General features: G+C 37.3%; 19 protein-coding genes. 9 read left to right on the top strand and 10 right to left on the bottom strand.

Annotated elements, in window-relative coordinates; all coding sequences use genetic code 11:
- Positions 1-179 precede the first annotated feature (179 nt).
- On the top strand, positions 180-1181 hold the full coding sequence (locus ACYVHJ_RS23750) for a hypothetical protein (protein WP_460520205.1): 1002 nt from the start codon (positions 180-182) through the stop codon (positions 1179-1181).
- A gap of 25 nt (positions 1182-1206) precedes the next feature.
- Here the strand turns inward: ACYVHJ_RS23750 and ACYVHJ_RS23745 are convergent, their stop codons facing one another.
- The 3 genes from ACYVHJ_RS23745 to ACYVHJ_RS23735 all read right to left on the bottom strand — a co-directional run bounded on the left by ACYVHJ_RS23745 (position 1207) and on the right by ACYVHJ_RS23735 (position 4012).
- The gene (locus ACYVHJ_RS23745; protein ID WP_339901733.1) at positions 1207-1629 is read right to left on the bottom strand and encodes a DUF983 domain-containing protein; all 423 of its coding nucleotides are present in this window, start codon (positions 1627-1629) and stop codon (positions 1207-1209) included.
- 214 nt (positions 1630-1843) lie between these two features.
- The gene (locus ACYVHJ_RS23740) at positions 1844-3136 is read right to left on the bottom strand and encodes a hypothetical protein (RefSeq protein WP_460520201.1); all 1293 of its coding nucleotides are present in this window, start codon (positions 3134-3136) and stop codon (positions 1844-1846) included.
- Positions 3137-3235: 99 nt separating this feature from the next.
- Complete coding sequence (locus tag ACYVHJ_RS23735) at positions 3236-4012, bottom strand: carbohydrate-binding family 9-like protein (protein WP_460520198.1); 777 nt, start codon at positions 4010-4012, stop codon at positions 3236-3238.
- Between the two features lie 612 nt (positions 4013-4624).
- Between ACYVHJ_RS23735 and ACYVHJ_RS23730 the strand changes: the two genes are divergently transcribed.
- On the top strand, positions 4625-6202 hold the full coding sequence (locus tag ACYVHJ_RS23730) for a M81 family metallopeptidase (RefSeq protein ID WP_460520195.1): 1578 nt from the start codon (positions 4625-4627) through the stop codon (positions 6200-6202).
- 442 nt (positions 6203-6644) lie between these two features.
- On the opposite strand, the gene ACYVHJ_RS23725 is transcribed toward ACYVHJ_RS23730, so the two are convergent.
- From ACYVHJ_RS23725 to ACYVHJ_RS23715, 3 genes are all read right to left on the bottom strand, one after another.
- Positions 6645-7784: a bile acid:sodium symporter family protein gene (locus ACYVHJ_RS23725; RefSeq protein WP_460520192.1), complete on the bottom strand. Its 1140-nt coding sequence runs from the start codon at positions 7782-7784 to the stop codon at positions 6645-6647.
- Between the two features lie 293 nt (positions 7785-8077).
- On the bottom strand, positions 8078-8506 hold the full coding sequence (locus ACYVHJ_RS23720) for a DUF2141 domain-containing protein (RefSeq protein WP_460520189.1): 429 nt from the start codon (positions 8504-8506) through the stop codon (positions 8078-8080).
- Positions 8507-8550: 44 nt separating this feature from the next.
- Positions 8551-9756: a hypothetical protein gene (locus tag ACYVHJ_RS23715; protein WP_460520186.1), complete on the bottom strand. Its 1206-nt coding sequence runs from the start codon at positions 9754-9756 to the stop codon at positions 8551-8553.
- 275 nt (positions 9757-10031) lie between these two features.
- On the opposite strand from ACYVHJ_RS23715, the gene ACYVHJ_RS23710 reads away from it, so the two are divergent.
- From ACYVHJ_RS23710 to ACYVHJ_RS23695, 4 genes are all read left to right on the top strand, one after another.
- Positions 10032-11318 (top strand): DUF4270 family protein, encoded by a 1287-nt coding sequence (locus tag ACYVHJ_RS23710; RefSeq protein WP_460520183.1) that lies wholly within the window; start codon positions 10032-10034, stop codon positions 11316-11318.
- A gap of 6 nt (positions 11319-11324) precedes the next feature.
- The gene (locus ACYVHJ_RS23705) at positions 11325-12305 is read left to right on the top strand and encodes a Kelch repeat-containing protein (protein ID WP_460520180.1); all 981 of its coding nucleotides are present in this window, start codon (positions 11325-11327) and stop codon (positions 12303-12305) included.
- 232 nt (positions 12306-12537) lie between these two features.
- Positions 12538-13371: a sensor histidine kinase gene (locus tag ACYVHJ_RS23700; RefSeq protein ID WP_460520177.1), complete on the top strand. Its 834-nt coding sequence runs from the start codon at positions 12538-12540 to the stop codon at positions 13369-13371.
- A complete protein-coding gene (locus ACYVHJ_RS23695) occupies positions 13368-14111 on the top strand; it encodes a LytR/AlgR family response regulator transcription factor (RefSeq protein ID WP_339901723.1) in 744 nt (247 codons plus the stop codon). Before ACYVHJ_RS23700 ends, ACYVHJ_RS23695 begins: the two co-directional genes overlap by 4 nt.
- A 36-nt stretch (positions 14112-14147) precedes the next feature.
- On the opposite strand, the gene ACYVHJ_RS23690 is transcribed toward ACYVHJ_RS23695, so the two are convergent.
- From ACYVHJ_RS23690 to ACYVHJ_RS23675, 4 genes are all read right to left on the bottom strand, one after another.
- Complete coding sequence (locus tag ACYVHJ_RS23690) at positions 14148-15209, bottom strand: restriction endonuclease subunit S (protein ID WP_460520173.1); 1062 nt, start codon at positions 15207-15209, stop codon at positions 14148-14150.
- Entirely contained in the window at positions 15190-15777 is a 588-nt protein-coding gene (locus ACYVHJ_RS23685; RefSeq protein ID WP_460520170.1) for a hypothetical protein, read from the bottom strand. Before ACYVHJ_RS23685 ends, ACYVHJ_RS23690 begins: the two co-directional genes overlap by 20 nt.
- Before the next feature lie 34 nt (positions 15778-15811).
- The gene (locus ACYVHJ_RS23680) at positions 15812-17230 is read right to left on the bottom strand and encodes a phytoene desaturase family protein (protein ID WP_460520167.1); all 1419 of its coding nucleotides are present in this window, start codon (positions 17228-17230) and stop codon (positions 15812-15814) included.
- Positions 17231-17446: 216 nt separating this feature from the next.
- Positions 17447-18574 (bottom strand): alpha/beta hydrolase family protein, encoded by a 1128-nt coding sequence (locus ACYVHJ_RS23675; protein WP_460520164.1) that lies wholly within the window; start codon positions 18572-18574, stop codon positions 17447-17449.
- Between the two features lie 477 nt (positions 18575-19051).
- Here ACYVHJ_RS23675 and ACYVHJ_RS23670 point away from each other — a divergent pair, with 477 nt between their 5' ends.
- The 3 genes from ACYVHJ_RS23670 to ACYVHJ_RS23660 are packed head-to-tail and all read left to right on the top strand — an operon-like array spanning position 19052 to position 21599.
- Positions 19052-19279 (top strand): hypothetical protein, encoded by a 228-nt coding sequence (locus tag ACYVHJ_RS23670; RefSeq protein WP_460520161.1) that lies wholly within the window; start codon positions 19052-19054, stop codon positions 19277-19279.
- A 56-nt stretch (positions 19280-19335) separates the two neighbouring features.
- A complete protein-coding gene (locus tag ACYVHJ_RS23665; protein WP_460520158.1) occupies positions 19336-20469 on the top strand; it encodes a hypothetical protein in 1134 nt (377 codons plus the stop codon).
- The gene (locus ACYVHJ_RS23660; protein WP_460520154.1) at positions 20466-21599 is read left to right on the top strand and encodes a hypothetical protein; all 1134 of its coding nucleotides are present in this window, start codon (positions 20466-20468) and stop codon (positions 21597-21599) included. The genes ACYVHJ_RS23665 and ACYVHJ_RS23660 overlap by 4 nt, the downstream gene beginning before the upstream one ends.
- Positions 21600-21637 lie beyond the last annotated feature (38 nt).

Here is a 21637-nt window from a genome sequence, read left to right as displayed (position 1 = left end):
GTGGACGAATATCAAAAATGATTAACATTATATAAAATCTAAGAAGAAAATAATACGTTCACCACATCCCCCACTAACCTGCTTACCGGACCTCTTTTTCTTGCTCTTCCACTGGTAAATAAAAAAGACATCGTATATTTCCGGTAAAACTTCTAATCTTCTACTCAATCAAAACCACCATGCGTAAATCATATGTAATTGCCATTCTGATTAGCACCTTATTTATTTTTGCTGGCTTTAATAGATTAATTGATCCACCTCAGGCGGTGATTAGTAATGGGATTATTACTGCAAATCTCTACCTTCCGGACCATGAAAACGGCTATTACCGGGCCTCTAGGTTTGATTGGTCAGGAGTTATTTCAAGCCTTGAATACAAAGGACATCAATACTTTGGACAGTGGTATGATAAATACAACCCCCTGATCAATGATGCCATAATGGGGCCTGTCGAAGATTTTAGTCCCTTGGGGTATGAGGAAGCGAAAGAAGGCGGCCTGTTTGTTAAGATTGGTATAGGGGCATTAGAAAAAATTAAGGAAGAAGAGTACCGTTTCTCCCATACCTACGATTTAATAAACGGCGGGGAATGGAAAGTAAAAACCTACCAAAACCGAGTGGAGTTCAGTCATGAATTATCTGATGCGGAGGGCTATGCCTATTTATACACCAAAGTCGTGGAGTTAGTGGATGACCAGCCAATTCTTTTATTAAGCCATACCTTAAAAAACACAGGCAAAAAATCAATCAAAACAAGTGTCTACAACCATAATTTCTTTGTAATCGATCAAGAACTTACAGGGCCCAATATAAAAACCACATTCCCTTATGACATATATCTCAGCAACAGTGAAGAAAAGAGAGTGGTTAATTTTGACTCTTTAGGAATGGTTTCCGATCGTAGCATTGGCTTTAGCAGGTATTTTAACATGGGGGAAAACGTTTATACAGATGCCTTGATCGGCTTCAGCGATTCACCTGAAGATTACCAATTTTCAGTAATGAACACCAAAACCGGCGCCGGAGTAAAAATCACAGGGGACAAAAGCTTGGAAAAGATTGTATATTGGGCCAACGCAAGAACTTATTGCGCTGAACCCTATATCAGACTTGAATTGGAACCCGGAGAAACCGTCAACTGGAAAAACGAGTACAACTTCTTCACTTTTGAAAAAAAATAATATCCACGCTTGTTAAGCGTGGATATTATTTACCTTCTCCTATATCGCCAAAGTAATAAAGCATAACAACCTTTGAGTACCTCAAATTCCAAGGAGTGCTTAAAATGGTAGGAATAAAAATAGAAACATAATATACCCATAGTGGAGGATCATTAAAAGCCACATAAGTAAGGAAACCAAATATGACAAAAATGGCTACTCCTACCATATAGGTAAAAAACATGGATATTTGGTAAAAGCCGGGTTCAGGCATAAAACCAAATCCACATGTTTCACAATTTTTGTTCAACTCATTGAACTGACTAATGTTTAATGCTGAACTTTTAAACATATCCCCTTCTTTGCAAATAGGACATTTACATTGCAACATGGCATTAAATTTCCTGTTACTTTTCCCCATAGGTTTATGGGTATTTCCATGCTTAATCTCCTGACTTAAATTTTTCATTTGGGTTCATTAAGGTTTCACGAATCTAAACTTCTCCTTTGAAAGCTAAATTTAACTAAAAACCATAATCGCATTTATTACTTTAAAGTTCAGAGGTTCAAAAAATAATTAACCAATACTTAAAATAGAAAAATCCACGAGTACTAACCCGTGGATTTTCAACTAAATCAAAAAACAATCCATTAACCAAGGTTTCTGATTTTTCAAACTTTACTTAGTCCAACCTTTTACCATTTTCATCCCAGCCTAAGGAGCAAAAGTGAGACGCATTAGGGGTTTGGTAACTGACTTCTGCAAGTTGCGGTGTGTTTAACTTTTTGTGTCCCTGAATTCTTGACTCTAAGGCAAAGTCCAGAATCCCACTGCTGAGCATTGTGCGCTCAACAGGATAAGGGGGCTCTCCTGATTCAAACAAAATTTCAATGTTCTTTACAAGGCAACCGAAATGATGGTGAGGTTTTCCTTGCAAACGCATAAAAGTGGAAAATGGCTTCGGATTATCTTCCAATTCAACTGCTATAGTAAAGTCCTGAACCAAACCTGTTAAAAGGAAAGCAGCCACTTTAAGCCCGTCATTGTAATCTACCACAAATACCGCAGGAGATTTCACCAATTCCTTCATATCTCCTTCAACTTTGGTGAGACTATGTGCAATGGCTTCGTTAAACAACTTACTCGCCCATTTGTTCTTTTCCAAGAATTGCCAGCAATCCTCTCCTTCCAAACACTGAACAGATTTAACCCCTGTTTCTCCTCCTTTTCTTCGCTCTACCACTGCCTGAAGGGAATCTAACAAATGAAAACCATAGATATCCAATCCACTATAAGAAATCCCTACCGCATATTTTTGTGCTTCTCCATATGGTGTATCAATTGCGGGAATCCGCCAAGCTACCGGTACTGATGAACCTGCCAACATAGGAAAGTCAAGTTCTTTAGAAATATCTACCATCCGTTTGGCCTGTCTCCAACTGTAAGAAAGATGTTTGTCATTGAAGACTGGTACTGAAGTTTTGGTTTCTCTAAAGACATCAGTAATTTTCAAAAACATCTCAAACCTAGGATAAAGCTTTTGTAATTTTTCATTCATGGGATAGACGCCATGCTCACCTATAAGTAAAACTGCATCAACAGCTAATTCGTCACCGCCAAGGGTAAGCGCATCGGCAACTGTGCCAAATATGGGCACACCATGTTTTTTTGCCATAGCACGGCTCATGTCATTGTCCGGAACCTGCTCGGTAAAAATGGACACGATCTTTGAACGCGGATACGGGTCCATTTCATCTTGATTGTACCCCTCAAGATACTTACCAACAATCACATCTGCATGAGAATTTGGTCTGTATTCGGTAAGTATGGCAGCTATTCTTTTTGGCTTATTCAACTGTTGGGGATGATCACCTTTGAAAAAAGGACTTTCCTCTTTTTCCGGAGTCATGGATAAGAGTTGTCCAGGGAGTAGAGGTGTTATGGCTAAGTATCTAAGAAGTTCGCGACGTTTCATGTTGTGGTTGTGGTTAAATTACTGATTTAATTCTAATTGCTAGAATGCTGTGCTATGGAAAATATTTTAATGAGTATTAGGAATCAGATTGCCATAATTTTATTGGAATTTTAAAGTGCCAAAGAACTGTGGCAAATGAAAATTTGGTTTTGGATTGTCAACAAATGACCATGTTAGGAAGTTGGGGTTACTTGTCCTACTTCCTGTCTTATAAAAGTTTGCTTTCCATACCACACCTTTTTTAGGTTGGGTGACATTGGAATGCTTTTTTAGCATGGAAATTGGGATCCTGTACTCTATGGTCCATGTTGTAGGCGCCGAAATCTCAGGGTCTACCACCTCGGGCAAAGAATGAGCTATTTCAATTTGATCAATATCTTCTTTGCCTAACTTTGTGAAGTCGTCCCAAGGTTTGGTTATGTGAAAAATCAATGGAGTTCCTCCGGCATTGATTTCAAGATTAAAATAACTTAGAGGCTTCTCTGAATCCGGTGAAAAGAAAAACTCCACACAAGAATCGCCAGAAACATTGCCATTGTATTCCTGAACCACAGAACGAACATAACGGTCTTCTACTTTGAAAATCCCATAAATGTTCTTTTCGTCATACATCAATTTGGCCTGTACTTTGGGTAGAAATTTTGGATCTTTGCCCATATGGTAATCAAGAGTCACGGCTTTAATTCCTTTCCATTGTGCCTTTTCCCAATTGGCATCAATCGGATTTGGACCCTTCTTTAGCTTTTTCACCAAGTACTCAGCGTCTTCCTTGATTGGAGCTGAATCAGTCTTTTCGGGAGCTATCCCTACCCTATTTGAGAGACTGAAGAATAGCGGTAAGGTTAACAATGATAATGATAAAATTATTGCTTTCATGAAATTGATAGTTTGTGCTAATAAGGAAATTAGCTTTGGTCCTTAGACCCTTTAATTGAATAAATGGATAAGAAATTAAGTGCAATAAGCAAAATTGGGCAATTTTTCTCTTTAAACTCGAGGAAAATGGTTGTCAATATGGCTATTATTGCTTGAATATATGTAAAACTTCAAAAAGTTGGCTAAACAGTAGGCAACTTTTTGAAGTTTTATTATTTCTACGGTAAATACTGGTAAAATTTAATAAGAAAGCCTTGCGGTTTCTCTTCTTAATAGTTAAAATCATTAAAGCTGCGAATACCTCTTAATTGCCATAAGCTTCCCTACTCAAAACAAATGGAACTAAAGAACTTTCGTAATTAAGTGATGCGCTAAAAAAACTGCCCCTTTCCTAAAATTAAAGCTGTTGATCTTTTAAACCTATTGGATTAGGATAAGTTGTGGTGACTTCTAATACTAAGAATATAAGAACTATACTGCCTTGTCCAAACATTATATCGTCGAAAAATATTGAATTTTAAGGAAATAAAGGGTATAATTGATGAATTTACTTTAACACAACCACCTATTTAAGTCATTCAATAAATGATTTAAATCTTATTAAAAACCAAAATGAAAAAATCCACTTTCTTAAGAATTACTTTAGTCTTACCACTCGCGCTGCTTTTCTTATTGACAGCTAATGCACAAATAAAACCAATTATAGGGGTAGCAGGAATTGCCCACGAATCAAACTCATTTAGCAGTCAATTAACGACCCTTGATTTATTTGATTATAAACAGGGGGAATCTCAGGAAGAACTGGCCAAAAAGTTCTTCTCCTTTGCAAATTCACAAACCATAAGTTCAGGCTATATTGAAGGTTCAAAACGTTTTGGTTTAGAACTTTACCCAACAGTGGTCACCAGAGCAAGGCCTATGGGACCTGTTACAGACAATGCCTTCAATACCATAATGGATGAAATAATTAAGCAATTAAAAGCCGGACCTAAACTGGATGGTATATTGCTTAATCTTCATGGTGCAATGGTAGTTGAGAGCTACCCTAGCGGTGACGAAGAAATTGTCAAAAGGGTTAGAGAAGCTTTTGGTCCTAAAATGCCAATCATTGTTACCCATGATTTTCATGCCAATGTCACCCCTGAATTGGTCGAATATTCTAACGTCCTTATCACTTTTAAGGAAAACCCACATCTTGACACTTTTGACCGTGGATTACAAGCTGCAAAAATCATGGCTGAAATGGTAAAGGAAGGGGTTAAACCTACCCAAGCCATCGTAAAGGCCCCTATGGTATACAATATCGTATATCAAAGTACTTATTCTAACCCCTTACTTCCTATCACTACTGAGAGCAAAGAAATGGAGAAAAATGATAAAATTCTTGCCGTTAGTGTTTCAGGAGGTTATCAATACGCCGATGTACCATGGATGGGCCCATCAGTAATTGTCGTTACTGACAATGATCCAGAACTAGCACAAAAGGAAGCCCAAAGGCTATCGGATAAATTATGGGCCACTCGGCATGAAACTGTACTTGATAGCCCCCAGCCTGCAGAAGCCGTTAAAATGGCCATGGAACATGAAGGCCGTCCGGTTGTTTTGATAGATATGGGAGACAATATTGGAGGTGGATCTACTGGTGATAGTTCGTTTTTATTGGAAGAATTAATCAAGCAAGGAGCCCAAGGTTGGGTGATGGTAATAGCAGACCCTGAAGCCTATGCTGTGGCCGAAAAAGCAGGTATTGGCAATGATTTTGATTTTGAAGTTGGTGGGAAAACAGATGATATGCATGGCAAGCCTGTAAGAATCAAAGGCCATGTTCGCTCTTTAAATGTGGGGAGGTATTTGGAAACTGAAGTACGACACGGTGGTGGAAGATACTGGAACATGGGCCATACTGCCGTTATTCAGTTGGATGGGTCTACTTTGGATGAACCTAACTTGGTTTTGCTTACAACTTTGGCTTCCAGCCCTAATAGTGCCCACCAATTAATCTCTAATGGAGTGTATGTTAAGCGCCAAAAAATAATTGTAGCCAAAGGTAATATTGCTCCTAGAGCAGCCTACGAACCCTTTGCATCTAAATTAATCCAGGTGGACAGTCCGGGTTCTACCGCTGTTAACCCTTCATGGTTTACTTTCAAGCGTGCAAGAAAAGGAATGTTTGGCATGGGGGATTACTAATTGGTCTTCTTGAAGGAGATAATTTGGTAATCAACAACTATGATAATTTCTGACAGTTGAAGATGTGGGTAAACGCCCTCTTGACAGAGCCAAGAGGGCGTTTACATTTAGCAGCTTTTTAGTGCATCTTGTGACCGGTTAGGAGTTCCTTTCTTCATCACAAAATTATTCAATTGCTCCATACCATAAGTTTTTTACCAATGGATTGAATTGATTTTTAAGGCAAAACCTCGACAAAACATCCACTACCACGGACCATAGCCAAATAACAGAGCTCAGCCCTTGAATATAGCTATTTCTGGCATTCAAGCTAAATATTAAACCCTTTTCGGTAGGAAATAAAAGTGAATTTGCTTCTTTAGATTAACACTCAAGTCAATAAACATTTAAGCCATTTTTTCCTAAAAATTTAAAACCGTTACAGGCATTTATAAATCAAACTTTATTTTTCAATTTCTTTTAGAGGGTGAGGATCATCAGATGGTTTAGAAACTCCATTTTCATCGGATGGTTCGGTTCGCCACCAATTGGCAAGGAAGGAACCAGATATATCCATCCATGTGCCAAAAATTGCAGGGAAAAGCCCTAAGGTAGCTGCCTTGCCTAATTCAGAAGCTATTCCTGCAGCCATTCCTCCATTTTGCATTCCCACTTCAATGGCTATCGTTCTGCTGTCAATTTTATTCATCTTGAATAGCCTGCAACCCCAATAACCCAACACATAGCCACTTGCATTATGAATTATGGCCGCTAGCAAAAGTAAAAGACCAATTTCCAAAAGACTATCTCGACCTGCAGCTACAATCACAGCGATAATAATTACATTGGCGGCCATGGCCACAAAAGGCATGGCGGTATGCATCCACCCTGCCTTGTCTTTAAATATCTTATTGAAAACCATTCCCGCTACTATGGGAATAAATATCATTTTGATAATACTAATCATCATTTGAAAAGAGTCAATAGGAATAAATTGGCCTGCCAAGAGTTTCATTAACAATGGCGTTAAAAAAGGTGCCAATATGGTTGTAAAAGCCGTTAGGGTAATGGATAAGGCAAGATTCCCCTTGGCTAGAAAAGTGATAATATTGGAGGACACACCACTTGGTGATGAACCTATTAGGACAATTCCTGCTGCTATTTCTGGCGGAAAGCCCATAAGAAGAGCCAAACTAATGGCTAAAATAGGCATGATGGTAAACTGAGAAACCAATCCAACGATCACCCCTTTAGGCATTTTCAGAACCCCTTGAAAATCCCTTATGCCCATGGTAGTCCCCATACCAAACATGATAAGTTGTATTAAAGGAACAATAAACCCCTCTGTATCGTACCCTCCTACTTCAGTAATATAACCTGGATAAATCATGCTTATGGCCACAGCAGCAATTACCCAGACAGTAAATGAAAAGCCTTTTAAACGTGAATAGCCTTGCATCCCAACAAGCAGAAAAGTGAAAAAGGCCAACACAAATAAACCGGCCAAATCTTGGTTGGCCATTACAAGCATCAAAATAATTCCTAATAAAGATATTCCTGCCAGTACAAGTGACGTACTCCATAGTTTATGCCTATTATTCATGGTTGTTTTTCTATGTGGTTTTGAAATGGTTGTTGGTACCTTTTCTTAAATTGCACCTAAGCTTAAGGCAAATTGCCTTTTCTGTAAAGATAGAAGGGTTTTCAATAATTAGGGGCATATGCAAAACCTTTTACTTTAAAAAATTGGTTTTAAGGTAAATAATAGGGTCTTCAGGTAGGATATTGGGAAGAGTGATGGGTGAGATCGGTGATGGGCTGAGTGGGTGATTTAGTGATTGGTGATGGGGTGAGCGGGGATTGGTGTTTTTTTTGCGTATTTCGTTAATAGATCGCTTAATAACAGACGTTAATGGAAAGTTGTTGCTTTCCAGAATTCAGAAAAACATAATAGGACTCGGGTTTGGAATTTTTATTTCCACAGTAAAATTCTCCCGAAAAACCATACCCTTCCTTGGGCTTACCTAATAGGTTATAATCCATCTTTCCATTCTTATTGCTATCGTGAAAAACAGAAATCATGTATTCTCCAGGTTCCAGAGTAGGAAGATTAATATGTCCGGCGCTGATCAATGGGATTTGGATTTTCTCAATAGGCTCCAATTCCACCAGCAAATTTATGGGTTGTTTTTTAAAAACCTGCACCCGAACATCTCCTCCAAGATCTAAATTCAAATTACTTAAATTCAGGGTTGTTTGATTATAATCGTATAAAGTAAAGGAAGAGAGGATGAGGGTACAAAGGATTGTTAAGGGAATTTTCATTTTTTATCAATTAGAATTTAAGCACTTTTTATTAAATCAATATTTTATTTATACCCAACCTTTTGAAACCATACATCTGCTAGGTTTATATTTAAGACAATAGCATGGGTCGTCTCTCTGGAAAGGAGTGAAGTACTTCCTTGCTTTTCAAACTGGTATGATAAATTCAACCTTGTGAAACCTTGAATGGGAATCCCAATACCGGCAGTAAGTCCCCAGCGATTTACCGCTTGATTTTGAAATTGGTAGTTTCCGGTATCATAGTACCCTCCTAAAGCGTAACTTAATTTTTGAGGAAATCGATAGCCACTAGAAATCGGTACATACTCTATCCCTAGGTTAACTTGATGTGCAGCTACATAATCTTCCCAAGAATCAGGAAATAATTTGTAGTTATAATCTGCGGCAAAAATCCAACTTTTATTCTGATAGGATAATCCTGCTTTTATTGTCTGATAAAAATCAATCTTCTCCTTATCCCCTGAAGAATCAAACAATAAGGTATCTGAACCCGAAAGTTGAATTTCTTCAGAGATGGTTTCCACCATATATGCAGGAGCTTGGTAAACCAAGCCCATCAATAGTTTTTTGTCTTTATTTTGATAAGCTACATATTGTAAACCCAAATCCACCCCTGCACCACTATAGCTATTCTTTATGTTCAACTGAAAATCATCTATTGCCCCCTCTCCATCACCTTCTAGAGCGTAGGAATTATTATTATTGATAATTCCGAAAGCATAATATGGTCTTATACCCAAAGAGAGCCGAGGATGTAAAGCATAAACGTAATTAATATAAACTTTACTTATGTCACCATAATTTTTGGTCAATTTAGAATAAGGGTCATCAGAGCCCACAAAATAGGTGGTTTCCATAAAACTGTTGTCAACACTACTAAGAGGTGTAATACCAAAATTGATCGCAGATTTTTTTGAAAGCCGCAACCAAAAAGAAACATGAGACAGATTCGTCCTATTCACATCAATATTTTCATCAGATGTTGCGATGTTCATCATCTGATACTTTACATCTGCATCGACCATAAAATTATAACCTCCGAAAATCATAATATTAGATGCGGGGTTAACTAGATTTAGGAAATAAGGAGATTGCACTGCCACTCCGGTTCCCCCAAGCCTTGCAGCATGTCCTACATTGTCATTATTTATCAAGCCAATTCCATAGGAAGAATACAAAGAACCATCTCCCCTTTGTGCCAACAAATTTCCTGTTAGCAGTAGGGACATAAGACATAAACACAGCGATCGAATAGGAAAAGTCATTTTGAATTTTTCGGAAAGCTAGGCTTACAAAATGAATCATGCTTCTATAATAGCCCTAGAACTAATTTGTATAGATGAATTCATCTTTTTTACCGCCCAACAAGGAAAATCAACCCTATTACTACTTTTTGAAGGATCATAGATAACAAAAGGCCTTTCGTCGAGAAGATTGACACTTATGTCTATTTTATCTTATTAATCGAGGAAGATTGATTTGGTTTGAGGCAAAAATTAACGCTATGCAATCAATCTTCAGATCAATCAAATACTTCTGCATGTCTGCTTTGGCTTTATTAATGACAGGGTGTTTTGAAAATGACATCCTTGTCCAACCTGAGGTTATAAAGGACGATGATCAGCTGGATGTCAGTTTGATCGAAAGCACAGATATTCTATTGTATAGTTATTTTAAAGACAGTTTAGTAACCAATGATAGAAGTAGTTTTTTATTGGGTTCGTATGAAGACACCATTAGAGGAAAGATTGATGCAGTACCTTATATACAATTTGGTGCAGAAAGTAATATCGAGATGAACGATGAGGCACAAATGGACTCCGTAGTACTTGTACTTTTCTACGAAAGTTTTCACTATGACACTATCCCTGTTTTTGATCTCAATATTTATGAACTACAAGAAAGCCCGGAGTCTGATGATGACGGATATATTTATAATTTTCAAACATTTAGTTACGAGTCCAGTCCATTGGTAAGCAAAGCAATTCAAGCTTTGCCCCACAAAGACTCGCTTACAATCAAACTACCTTACCAGTTTGGTCTTGAGCTTTTTGAGCAATCAAAATCCAGTAGCTCTATCTTCAAAACAAACGATGATTTGGAAGAATATTTCAAAGGATTTAGACTTGAGTCAGTAGGCACAGGACCTTTGCTGACATTTGGGGAGACGTCCTATATCGGTTTTTATTATAAATCCTCAACGGACATTGCTCAAACCAATTCCTTCTTTAAAATTACAGTGCAAAGTGGTACAGAACAATTCACTAACCTGACAATAGATAAATCCTATGGGATTTTTCAAGGATTTGAAGCCTATACCAATATAAGTTCGGAGGAAACTTCAGGGACTTTAATGGTGGACCCACTCTACAATTCAGGAATAAGAATCGAGTTCCCGGAAACCCAAAGCCTTAAAGAGATTTCCGAGAGTTTCTTTATTTCTTCGGCCCTACTTCACCTACCGGTGAAGCCGGGAACTTATAATAATTATTTCAATACGCCATCCTTTTCAATCAGTGTATACGTCGTGGATAAAGACAACGATATCATTGGTTCTTTGGGTACTGTAGGCATGACCGCTTTTGATGATCAATTTCACGAAAACACCTACTTTGAAATTCCTGTAAAGAATTTTATTGACAGCCAGTTAAACACGAATTACGACAATGGAAATGCTTTATGGATTACCATCCCTCAGAGCACATCATTTACCACAAGTTATTTGGCTTTTTCTTCCCAATCAACACAACAAAAAATAAAACTAGATATTGTATTTCTTCCTTTAAATTAAATTATTATGAATAAAACACGTTTGTTAATAGGAGCTATTGTAGGAGTTTTCTTACTAGGAGGTTGTATCAGCGATGATGAAACCACTTCAGAGGGTAATTGGGTCCAGAGATCTTATTTTGAAGGTAGCAACCGCTCCAATGCTGCCTCTTTCTCAATTGATAGCAGAGCCTTTATTATGGGAGGTTATACCGGAGATGAATATTTAAATGATTTCTGGGAATACAATGCCACAGGAGATTATTGGATCAAGAAAGCAGATTTCCCAGGAGAAGCACGTAGCAATGCCGTAGCTTTTTCGATTGATGGAAAAGGCTATGTAGGAACCGGCTATGATGGCACTGATAAACTTAATGATTTTTGGGAATACGATCCGGAATCGGACACCTGGAAAGAGGTGGCTTCATTTGGAGGAACAGCCAGATACAATGCCATTGGATTTTCTCTTGTTGACAAAGGTTATATAGGGACTGGATATGATGGAAGTGAACAAAAAGATTTTTGGCAGTATGACCCTGCTACTGATTCCTGGACGCAAATAATCTCTATGGGAGGTGCCAAACGCCAAGGAGCATCTGTATTTGTAATCGATGATACCGCTTATATTGGAACAGGCATTAACAACGGGTCATATGAATATGATTTCTGGGCTTTGGATGGCAACACCTTAGAGTGGACAAGAAAAAATGACCTGGACTATAGTGATGACTATGGGATCGTAAGAAGTGAAGCCAGTGCATTTTCTATAGATTCCTATGGTTATATTGTAGCCGGATCTATTGGTTCAGTGATGGGAAGTACCTGGGAGTACCATCCTAGCGATGACACATGGGAAGAAAAAACTCCAATTGAAGCTGTGTATAGAGCCGGTGCTTCAGCTTTCTCTGTCAATAGTAGGGCGTATGTTTTATTAGGTAGAAGTTCTAGCCTTAGGTTTGATGATATCTATGAATTTCAGCCTTTTATATATTATGATGAAGAGGATTAAATTGATCAAAGCCATATAAATGCTTCAAATTGAAAAAAAAGTGATCTTAAAGACATTGGTTCATGTCTTAATACTGGGAATAATTTTATTCCCAGTATTTTTTATTATTTCAAATAAAAGTGAAGTTACCAGGCCAAACTTTCACCTTAACATTCCAAATAGCAGCATTGCTATTTTCTATCTAATAAATATTTTTTGGTTACTCCCAAAATTAATTTTTGAAAGAAAATATTTGAAATATACGCTATTTATCCTCTTTTTTTTAGCCTTATACCTAACTTTTCAATATACCTTTTTAGATTTTATTTCTTTAGAAGGTGACCGACCCCCATCAAGGTTTGATTCGAGAAGAAGTCAAATGTTTATTTTGATTCCTTCTATTTTCAGGTTTGTATTGATTATGGCTTTGGGCACGGCCATTGAACTGATTGCCAAGTTTGAACAGGAGCACAAAAGGTATGATGAATTAGAACGGCAAAAAATCATCAAGGAGCTTAGTTTTTTAAAAAATCAATTTAACCCTCATTTCCTCTTCAACGCCTTAAATAATATTTATTCACTGGCCAGTAAGCAATCCAAAAACACCACCCCTTCTATCATGCTGCTGTCAAACATGTTGAGGTATGTATTGTATGAGTCGGGTAAAGAAAAAGTACCCATTCACCAAGAAATCGATTTTATTAAAAATTACATTGACCTCGAAAAACTTAAATTTTCGGACAGTAATGCTCCACAAATTAAATGTTACTTTTCTCTATTAAATGAAGATTATGCTGTAGAACCACTGCTATTCATTACATTGATTGAAAATGCTTTCAAGCACGGGATCAGTTACGTTACCCCATCCTTTATCCTAATTTCATTCACCGAAAACAACGATGAAATACTGCTTTCCGTTATCAATAGTGTGGGTAAAAGGGATGATGAAAACATCAACACCAACAAAACCGGTGTAGGCCTAGAGAACTTAAAGAAAAGGTTGGAATTGTTGTACCCCGGTATGCACAGTTTTAAGCAAATATATGAAAACAGTACTTTCAAGTCTTTTCTAAAAATAAAGAAATGAAAATCAATTGTATAATCATTGACGATGAGGTATTGGCATTGGATATTTTGGAGGATTATATCTCTAGGATGCCGATGTTGGAGTTAAAAGGTAGATTTGACTCTCCTTTGAAAGCATTGGATTGTGTTGTCCATGATGACATCAAATTAATGTTTTTGGACATCAATATGCCCGATATCAATGGCATTAAATTTTATGAAAGCCTATCCAACAAACCCAAAGTAATATTCACCACTGCTTATAGTGAATATGCAGTGAAAGGATTTGAAATCAACGCCATTGATTATTTATTGAAACCAATCAGTTTCAGTCGGTTTTTTCAAGCCGTAAGTAAAGTAATTTATATTCCTGAAGTTCAGCCAAACCTAAGCCCCCAACCAAGTTTTCAAGAAACCCAAAATGATGAATCATCTAAGTTTATCTTTGTAAAAGTAGAGCATTTCACCATTAAAGTGGAGCTTAAAGACATTGCCTACCTGCAAGGGTATAAAGATTATGTGAAAATTTATCTGATAGGAAAAGAGCAGCCAATACTTACTCTAAATTCCATCAAGCATTATGAAATGAGCCTTTTTTCTAAAGGCTTTATTCGAATCCATAAATCCTATATTGTCTCGGTCAATCAAATTGAGATTATTAGTCGCAACAAGGTCAAACTAATTGACAAAGACCTTCACATTACCATTGGAGGTAATTACAGGGATTTTTTCTATGAACTTGTGGTCAATAAAAATATATAAGCCCTTTTCGCTCAAATTCATCAGACTAGCCTAATTTTAATTCCTTGTAAAATACCTATAAAAAGGCTTTGGCAAAAGCATAAGTATTGATGGTATACTTACCAAAAACAAAATTAAATGTCTATGAAATAATAAATGAGGATTGAAATCCGCAACGATTCCTACGGATAATATCAGTAGAGCAATGATAAAATACTTCTTATTTTCGAGTAAAAAGTGCTCAAAATTTTCTGAAATCCTAGAATTTCTATCAAAATAAAAATAAACGATATAGGGCAAAAACACTAAGACGTGAAGTGTGAAAGGTATATTTACTGTTAGAAGTACTCCTAAATGAAACATAACCGCCACTCCCACGGCTCTTAAATATACAGCCGACCAAAATATAGTGAGAATAAAACCTAGTTCAAATATCAAGGTGCTGTAATCAAACACTTTATTGATAAACAAACTGTTTATTTTAACAAACATTTCATTCAAATACAAAGGACCTGAACTTGAATAATATCTTCGCAATATAAACCCGGCTGTACTCGAATAAGATGGATCCAACCATCCACCTATCAGTTTCGGTAATCCGGCTGTAAAATAACCCCAACCCAATAAAAAGGAAAGAAAAGTCAATGGCCAACCTTTAGGTGTTATTTTTAAATTTTGTTTTCTAATCGAATCTATCGACAATGCACCACCCCAGTTGGTAAATGCCATGATTAGAGGGAAAATCACCGGAAAAATATTGTGATTTATTTTCCCATAACTATAATCATAAGTAAATCCGAACAGTAAAAGCAGGCCTAATATGATTGAGGATTCCTTCGTACGAAAACCTGCCAATACACCAACAAAAACTACTCGTGAAATTAAATCAAAAGTCCACCAAAATTCTCCCGATGTAATGGGGCCAATCAATAATGAAAGCCCAGGAGGTGGATCAAAAAACACCAAATCAAATGTAGAAATTTGGTGAAAATGTGGGAAACCAACAATAAAATAGCCCAAACAAAACAATATTCTTGTAAGCCCTAATTGAAAAAACGTGGGCTTCCAGGTATTATGAAGCCAATCTGTGACTTTCTGATTAATTTTTAACAGTATCATTAAATTTAAATTCTTTCTGTCTAACAATCTCCCTATTCTGAAACCCATCCACTAAATGATAGTATTCTTTGTATTCTTTTACAATAAAACCGGTCACGTCTTCGGATTCAAAAGGTCTCTTTTTAAAAATCACTTTAGGTACTTCATTATTTGCCCCGCCTATTACATCATTTGTAGTCCATTCCTTTAAGATTGCATGTAGCTGTACTCCCCCGGGAATTAATGCTATTATTCTTCCCTTTTGTTTTTTGGATGCCTCCAGATTTGTTCCTGCCTGATTGAAAAATGCAAAATGCATATTATTTCTATACCTAATTAAATTATTTGGTTTGACTACCTCCTTTAGGTCTCCTTTCCACACTTCCTTATCATTATTCAAATAAATGATCTCAAAATAACTTGCAGGTAAAACACCTTCATTGATACCGCTTCTTGTAAAGGCCGGCATATTTAAACTTGGATAGGGCTCTCTAACTAATCTAGCAAAGACCATAGACACAAAGAGGAGAATCACGGTAAGGTAAAAGATTAATGTGATTATATATTTCTTTATAAATTCGTACATCATTTATTTTAACAAAAATTTAAAGGCTCAATAAAACTTAAAATAAATCTTTAATGGCTCTTTTGGCCGCATAATAACCTCCCATTCCATGCACTCCTCCTCCGGGAGGGGTTGAGGCAGAGCAAATGTAAATGTTTTTACTTGAAGTTCGGTAGGGAGATATCCTTACGGCCGGTCTGGTAAACAACTGAGACCAATCCTGAACACCCGCATTGATGTCTCCTCCAATATAATTGGGATTATAATCTTCTATCTCTTTGGTGTTAAAAGTATGCTTGCCTATGATGGTTTCCTTAAAGCCCGGTGCATATTTCTCAATTTGGTTCTCAATCACCGGTGACATATCCACTTCAGAACCTGATGGTACATGGCAATAAGCCCATCCGGTATGAAATCCCTCCGGAGAGCGTGTTGCATCAAATAGGCTTTGTTGGGCTAAAAGTACGTATGGGTTATCTGTATACTTCCCTTCCCAGGTCAACCTTTCTGAATTTGAAATATCTTCAATTGTCCCTCCCAGATGAACCGTACCTGCTCCACTTAGCGCTTCTGACTTCCAGGGTATGGGCTGAGATAGGGCAAAGTCCATTTTAAATACGCCCATTCCGTACCGATAACGATTCAGCTGCCAGCGGTATAGACTTGAAAATTTCCCTCCGGCTATTTTCAACAGGTTTTTAGGGCTCAAGTCAAACATTACCATTTTGGCATTGGGGATTTGACTAAAATCAGTAATCATTTTCCCCTTTTCAATTTTACCCCCTAAGGACTCAAAATAGTCGGCCAAAGCATTGGCAAGAGATTGTGAACCGCCCTTAAGCATGGGCCAGCCTGCATGATGACCTGCAGCCATTAGTACCATTCCAATCGCTGAGGTAGTGATATTGGTCAATGGCTGTATCCCATGGGCGGCCATACCGGCCCATAGGGCCTTGGTTTTGGTCTCTTTAAATTTTTTGGCAAGCATTGTTGCTGGTTGCAAGGCATTCAAGCCAAACCGAGCAAGTTTAATTGGATTTTCTGGGATTTTAAGTGGGGACAAAAAATCGGAAGACAAGCCCTCCCAATGCGCAACAAGGGGCTTTAACAAATCTGTATAGGTTTGCTTATCTCTTCCCAATTGATCTGCCGTTTCATTCAGTGACCGATGCAAAGAAGCTACTGTCCCATCAGGCAAAGGATGACCTGCCAAGATTTTAGGATGGATATATTCAAGACCGTATTTATCAAGAGGCAAGGTCTTAAAAAATGGAGCTGCTGCTGCCATGGGATGTATGGCCGAACAAACATCGTGTTTAAAACCGGGAAGGGTTAGCTCCATGGTACGCATGCCACCACCTATTGTTTCCTTCCCTTCAATTAGAAGAACATTTAATCCATGTTTTTGTAAAACAATTGCTGCTGATAGTCCATTAGGCCCTGAGCCAACAACCACAGCATCATAAGTAGCATCCATAGTTAGTTATTTAAAGTAAAGCTACTACAAATATTAGTTCAAAAAAAGGGTAATAAACACAATTCAGTAGCCAAAGTAGAATCAGTACATTAATTTCCCTAGGAACAGAATATCATCCATAAAATTACCAACCCTAAACTGCCAAAGTTCAATCCGGTTTCAATTCTCCACATGTAATAATCAATTATAGCTAAACTAGTAAAATTTCATCCTCCCCTATAAATCGTTTTCTTTTAACCAGGTATTCATAAACCTTACTCCCTCATCCACAATTGCCTCATGGCCTCCCTCATGCAAATTTAGTTCTATTCTTTCAGGCATTTTTAATTTCTGGTAATGAACTATTGATTTGTCATATTCTTCCACTACCTGAGGCCAATGGGCTATTCCATCCTTCTTTCCATGTTGTATCATCAATGGTCGTGGAGCAATTAAGGAAACTATATCGTAATCTGAAAATTCGGATAGCCATCCAGTAAAAAAAGCATGTTCTTCCCTAGGCGAAAAGCTGGAGTAACGCTCATCCGGCACCACCATTTTGTTTCTCCTCTCATTAAACCAAGCTGAAACTACCCCCACTTTAATCCGCGATTCCAGGGGCATCCAGAACATGGTCGCCATACCACCTAAGGAAACACCCCACATACCTACTTTATCCGGCTCAATTCTTGAATCAGCAAGGACAATATCTAAAAGGTGTTGCAAACGAGCCAACTCTATTCCGGGTAAGCTTGTGCCCGCCAATCGTGCAAAACGTTCTACATTATTTCGTCTTTCTATGGATCTAAGGTTCAATGGTAATAATACAGCGAATCCGGCATTCAGCAACCCTTTGGCATATTCATGATAAGGTCCGGGAGAAAAAGGAGATTCAGGAGTACTTCCAATGCCATGTTGAACAATTATGATGGGCACTTTTTTTTGTTCACTCGCACCATCAGGAAAAGCAAGAATGGCCTCCGCGGAAAGCATTCCAAGAGGCAGCTCAAGCCACTCCGCCTGAATTTCCCTCAAAGGGTAAGGCTTTCTTTTAATTGTTCCACTCTTCACAAGCTTTGGGGGACTCAGTACTTTTTCCCACCTTCTTCGGTTTGGTTCCACGCTACGTTTCAAAGCATCAGGACTGCTATAATCCCGGTTCCATGCTTTTTCTGCTCGTTCCTCATATTCTTCTACGAGATAATGTCTGAGATAATTCTCCAGCTGTTTTTCATACCCATCAGTTCGTGCTGTTTCCACTTCAGGTGAAACAAAGTTGTTATTCTGACCTTCTACTTTCAAAGTACTTAGTAATAAGGCAAAAAAAAATAGATACCACCGGTGCTTACAAAGTTTTTTAACCATTTGTCTATGTGTTAATTAGGTTTAATTTTCTAATGTATGAAAAAACAACTTGCGGTATGCCTTAAACATACTGCAAGTCATTCAATTCTTTTAATTTAAATATAAATATTTAATCCTAGTCCCCACCTGGGTTCTGTGTTAGGTTTGGATTCAATTCTCGTTGAACCTGAGGAATAGCATCCAGATAATCTCTGCTTGTATCAAAGCCATACCCATTGGGGATCTGGTTCTTGTAAGGGGTAATTCCCACAATTCAGTATCATCCACGCAAACAGTTATTTTTTTTGAATGGCTTTTCGAGGATATAAATTTAGCAGGATAAATCAACCTATTTTCGAGGTTCTACCCTAACTCAATTGAAATAAAATTAATTAAAAGAACTGGAATACCACCAATAAAACCCCAAATCAAAGACCTTAAACTGAAATTTTAGTCCTAAAAATTTGATTATTTAAAATTTTAGGTCAAATTGAACCTATGAAAATATTCACCCATTTATTAATGGGCATACTGCTATTGTCCTCCTGTAAGCAATCTTCAACATCATCAAGTGGCGTTGATGGCTTTGACATTGCTGTTGACACTGTCATGATCAGTACCGGGGATGATATTATTAACCTGAAATGGGGGATTTATCAGTCCGGTATTAGCCATGATAAAAAATATCTTTTTATTTCCGGTGGTTTTCCCTCTAATTTTATTTAATCCATCCAAATTCTGGAAAGAATAATTTTCCCTTTATAAAATAAACTTAATTCCAAATGATCAAAGTACGTAATCTCCTGATTTTGCTATTGGTGTCGGCCTATGCTTGCACGGATGGAACCAAAACCTCCAACAGTAGCGCGGATTCCAATGAATGGGAACTTGTAATTTTGGACTCTATTCAGGTAGACTATCTAACTGAGGTAAGAGAAGGTATTTTTTCTAATGGAATAGGTCTTATTAAAACTAGCTCCAATAATGGTTTGATGAAATTTGACTCATTAGGAAATATTCTAGTGAATAAAGAATTCCCAAAAGAAGGTCCGGAATCTGTTCTATTTTTAGAAACCTTAATTGAACATAAGGGAGAATATTTTGGGACAACTTCATTTAGTGACATCTATCATTTCGATGCCAATCTTAACATAAAGGACCGTTTGAAAATGCCTTTTATGGGTGAAGCCAGAGGAGGTGCCTATAACCGAAGAAATATTGCTATCTGGAATGAGAAAATACTGCTTTGGTATCCGGGGCGAAACGGTATCAGCCCATACATTGACTATTTTTATAGGGATTACCCTCTTCTCGAACTTTATGACCTTAAAACAAAAACTTCAAAACCGGCCGTAAGAACCCCTCAGGCATCCCAATATAGCAGTGATGCATTTTTTAATAGGCCTGACATTAATTTCATTGTAGAAAAAGACAGTTTGTACCTTACCTTTTCCAATGAACCCCTCATACATGTATATGCAATGGGGGACAGTATCCTTTGGAAAAGGAGTATAGACATGAAGCCAAGTGATTTTAAATTGATACCCGGACAGAATACGCCCGTAACCTATCAAGAAAGAATAAAAATGCGCGAAGCTAGTATTGAAGGTATTTTTTCTGATCAGGATCATGTCATTGTTAATTATCAAGGTGGGATTGATGGAGATACTTTTGTGAATAATGAATTAAAGGAAAGAGAGAATTTCCCTCGCTATCCTGAATTTCTTAAAAATTATCTTAAAATCTACAGGCATGGACAAGGCTGGTCCAATGAGTTGATTATTCCTTCAAAAATCAAAATAATTCTAAATATTGAGTCCGCAGATAAGCCCTTCTACGCCCTCAGAAATGATGACTTTATTGGAGAGGAGCAAGATTTTCTTACTTTCTATAAACTTCAATTGGTAAGAAAATGAAATTTAAGTATTTAGCAATAGTTATTCTTTCAATCTTCCAAATAGCTTGTTCAAAAAAAGAAGTCTCAGATATAGCGGCTTTTACAAACGAATGGGAACTCGTGATTTTGGACTCTATCCAAGTAGACTTTTTGGGGACGGTTGATGGAGGTGATTTTCGAAATGGGAAAGGCGTGTTTTATAATTTTGAGGAAAATAAACTGATTGGGTTTGACTCTAGTGGTAAGATCAATTATGAAATTTCTTATCCAAAAGATGGACCGGAAAAAGTTCAATATCCCACCCAACTAAAATACACAGAGGATGGAAGACTTTTTGCGGCTAGTTTTATGGGCTGGCTGTATGAGTTAAATACGAATTTAACTTTGAAGCAAGAAATAAAGCTTTCATTTCTGAGCCAATCACAGGATGGAGGTGGCTTTATTAAAAATCTGGAATATTATAACGATTCATTGATCAGTTTTTATCCGGGCAGAGATGATGCCAACCCTTATGGCCCACATTTTATTCGGGACAACTTTCTGTTAGAAAAAATTGACCCAAAAACAGGAGGATCAAAACCATTAATTAAGATACCAAGTACCTCGAGGTATTCCACCAACAAATTCTTTGAAAGGCCTATAATCCAATTTGGTGTATCCCGGAATAAACTTCACCTGGCCCTAAGCAATGAGCCATTGATTCATATTTACGACTTAACAAAAGGGGGAAATTACTTAAATACTGTTGATTTTAAACCTTCTAAATTTTTAGACAATGGTGAACATCTAGAAAAAAACCAATACATATCTCATTTTAAAATGCTTGACGGAAGGATCAATCAGCTTTTTGTAACAGAAAAAGGAACAGTGGTTTATTATAAAGAAGGTATTGAGGAAGAAATTTTTATCCAAAATGAATTAAAGCTTCGAGAAAACTACCCTAATTACAAAGACTTTCAAAATCAAGTGCTGAAAATTATATACCAAGATTCTATCCTTTCCAATGAAATCATCGTCCCTTATCATATTGGCTATATTTTAAATATTGAAAACTTAGATAAGCCCTTCTACGCCCTCAGAAATGATGAATTTATCGGTGAGGAACAGGATTTTATTACCTTTTATAAACTACAACTGGAAAGGAAATAGAGGCTAATTATTCACCTTTCAGAAAAGAACCCAAGAAA

The sequence above is a fragment of the Cyclobacterium sediminis genome (assembly GCF_054781075.1).
The sequence above is the reverse complement of the archived record's forward strand: the minus strand, read 5'-3'. Positions and strand labels throughout refer to the sequence as shown.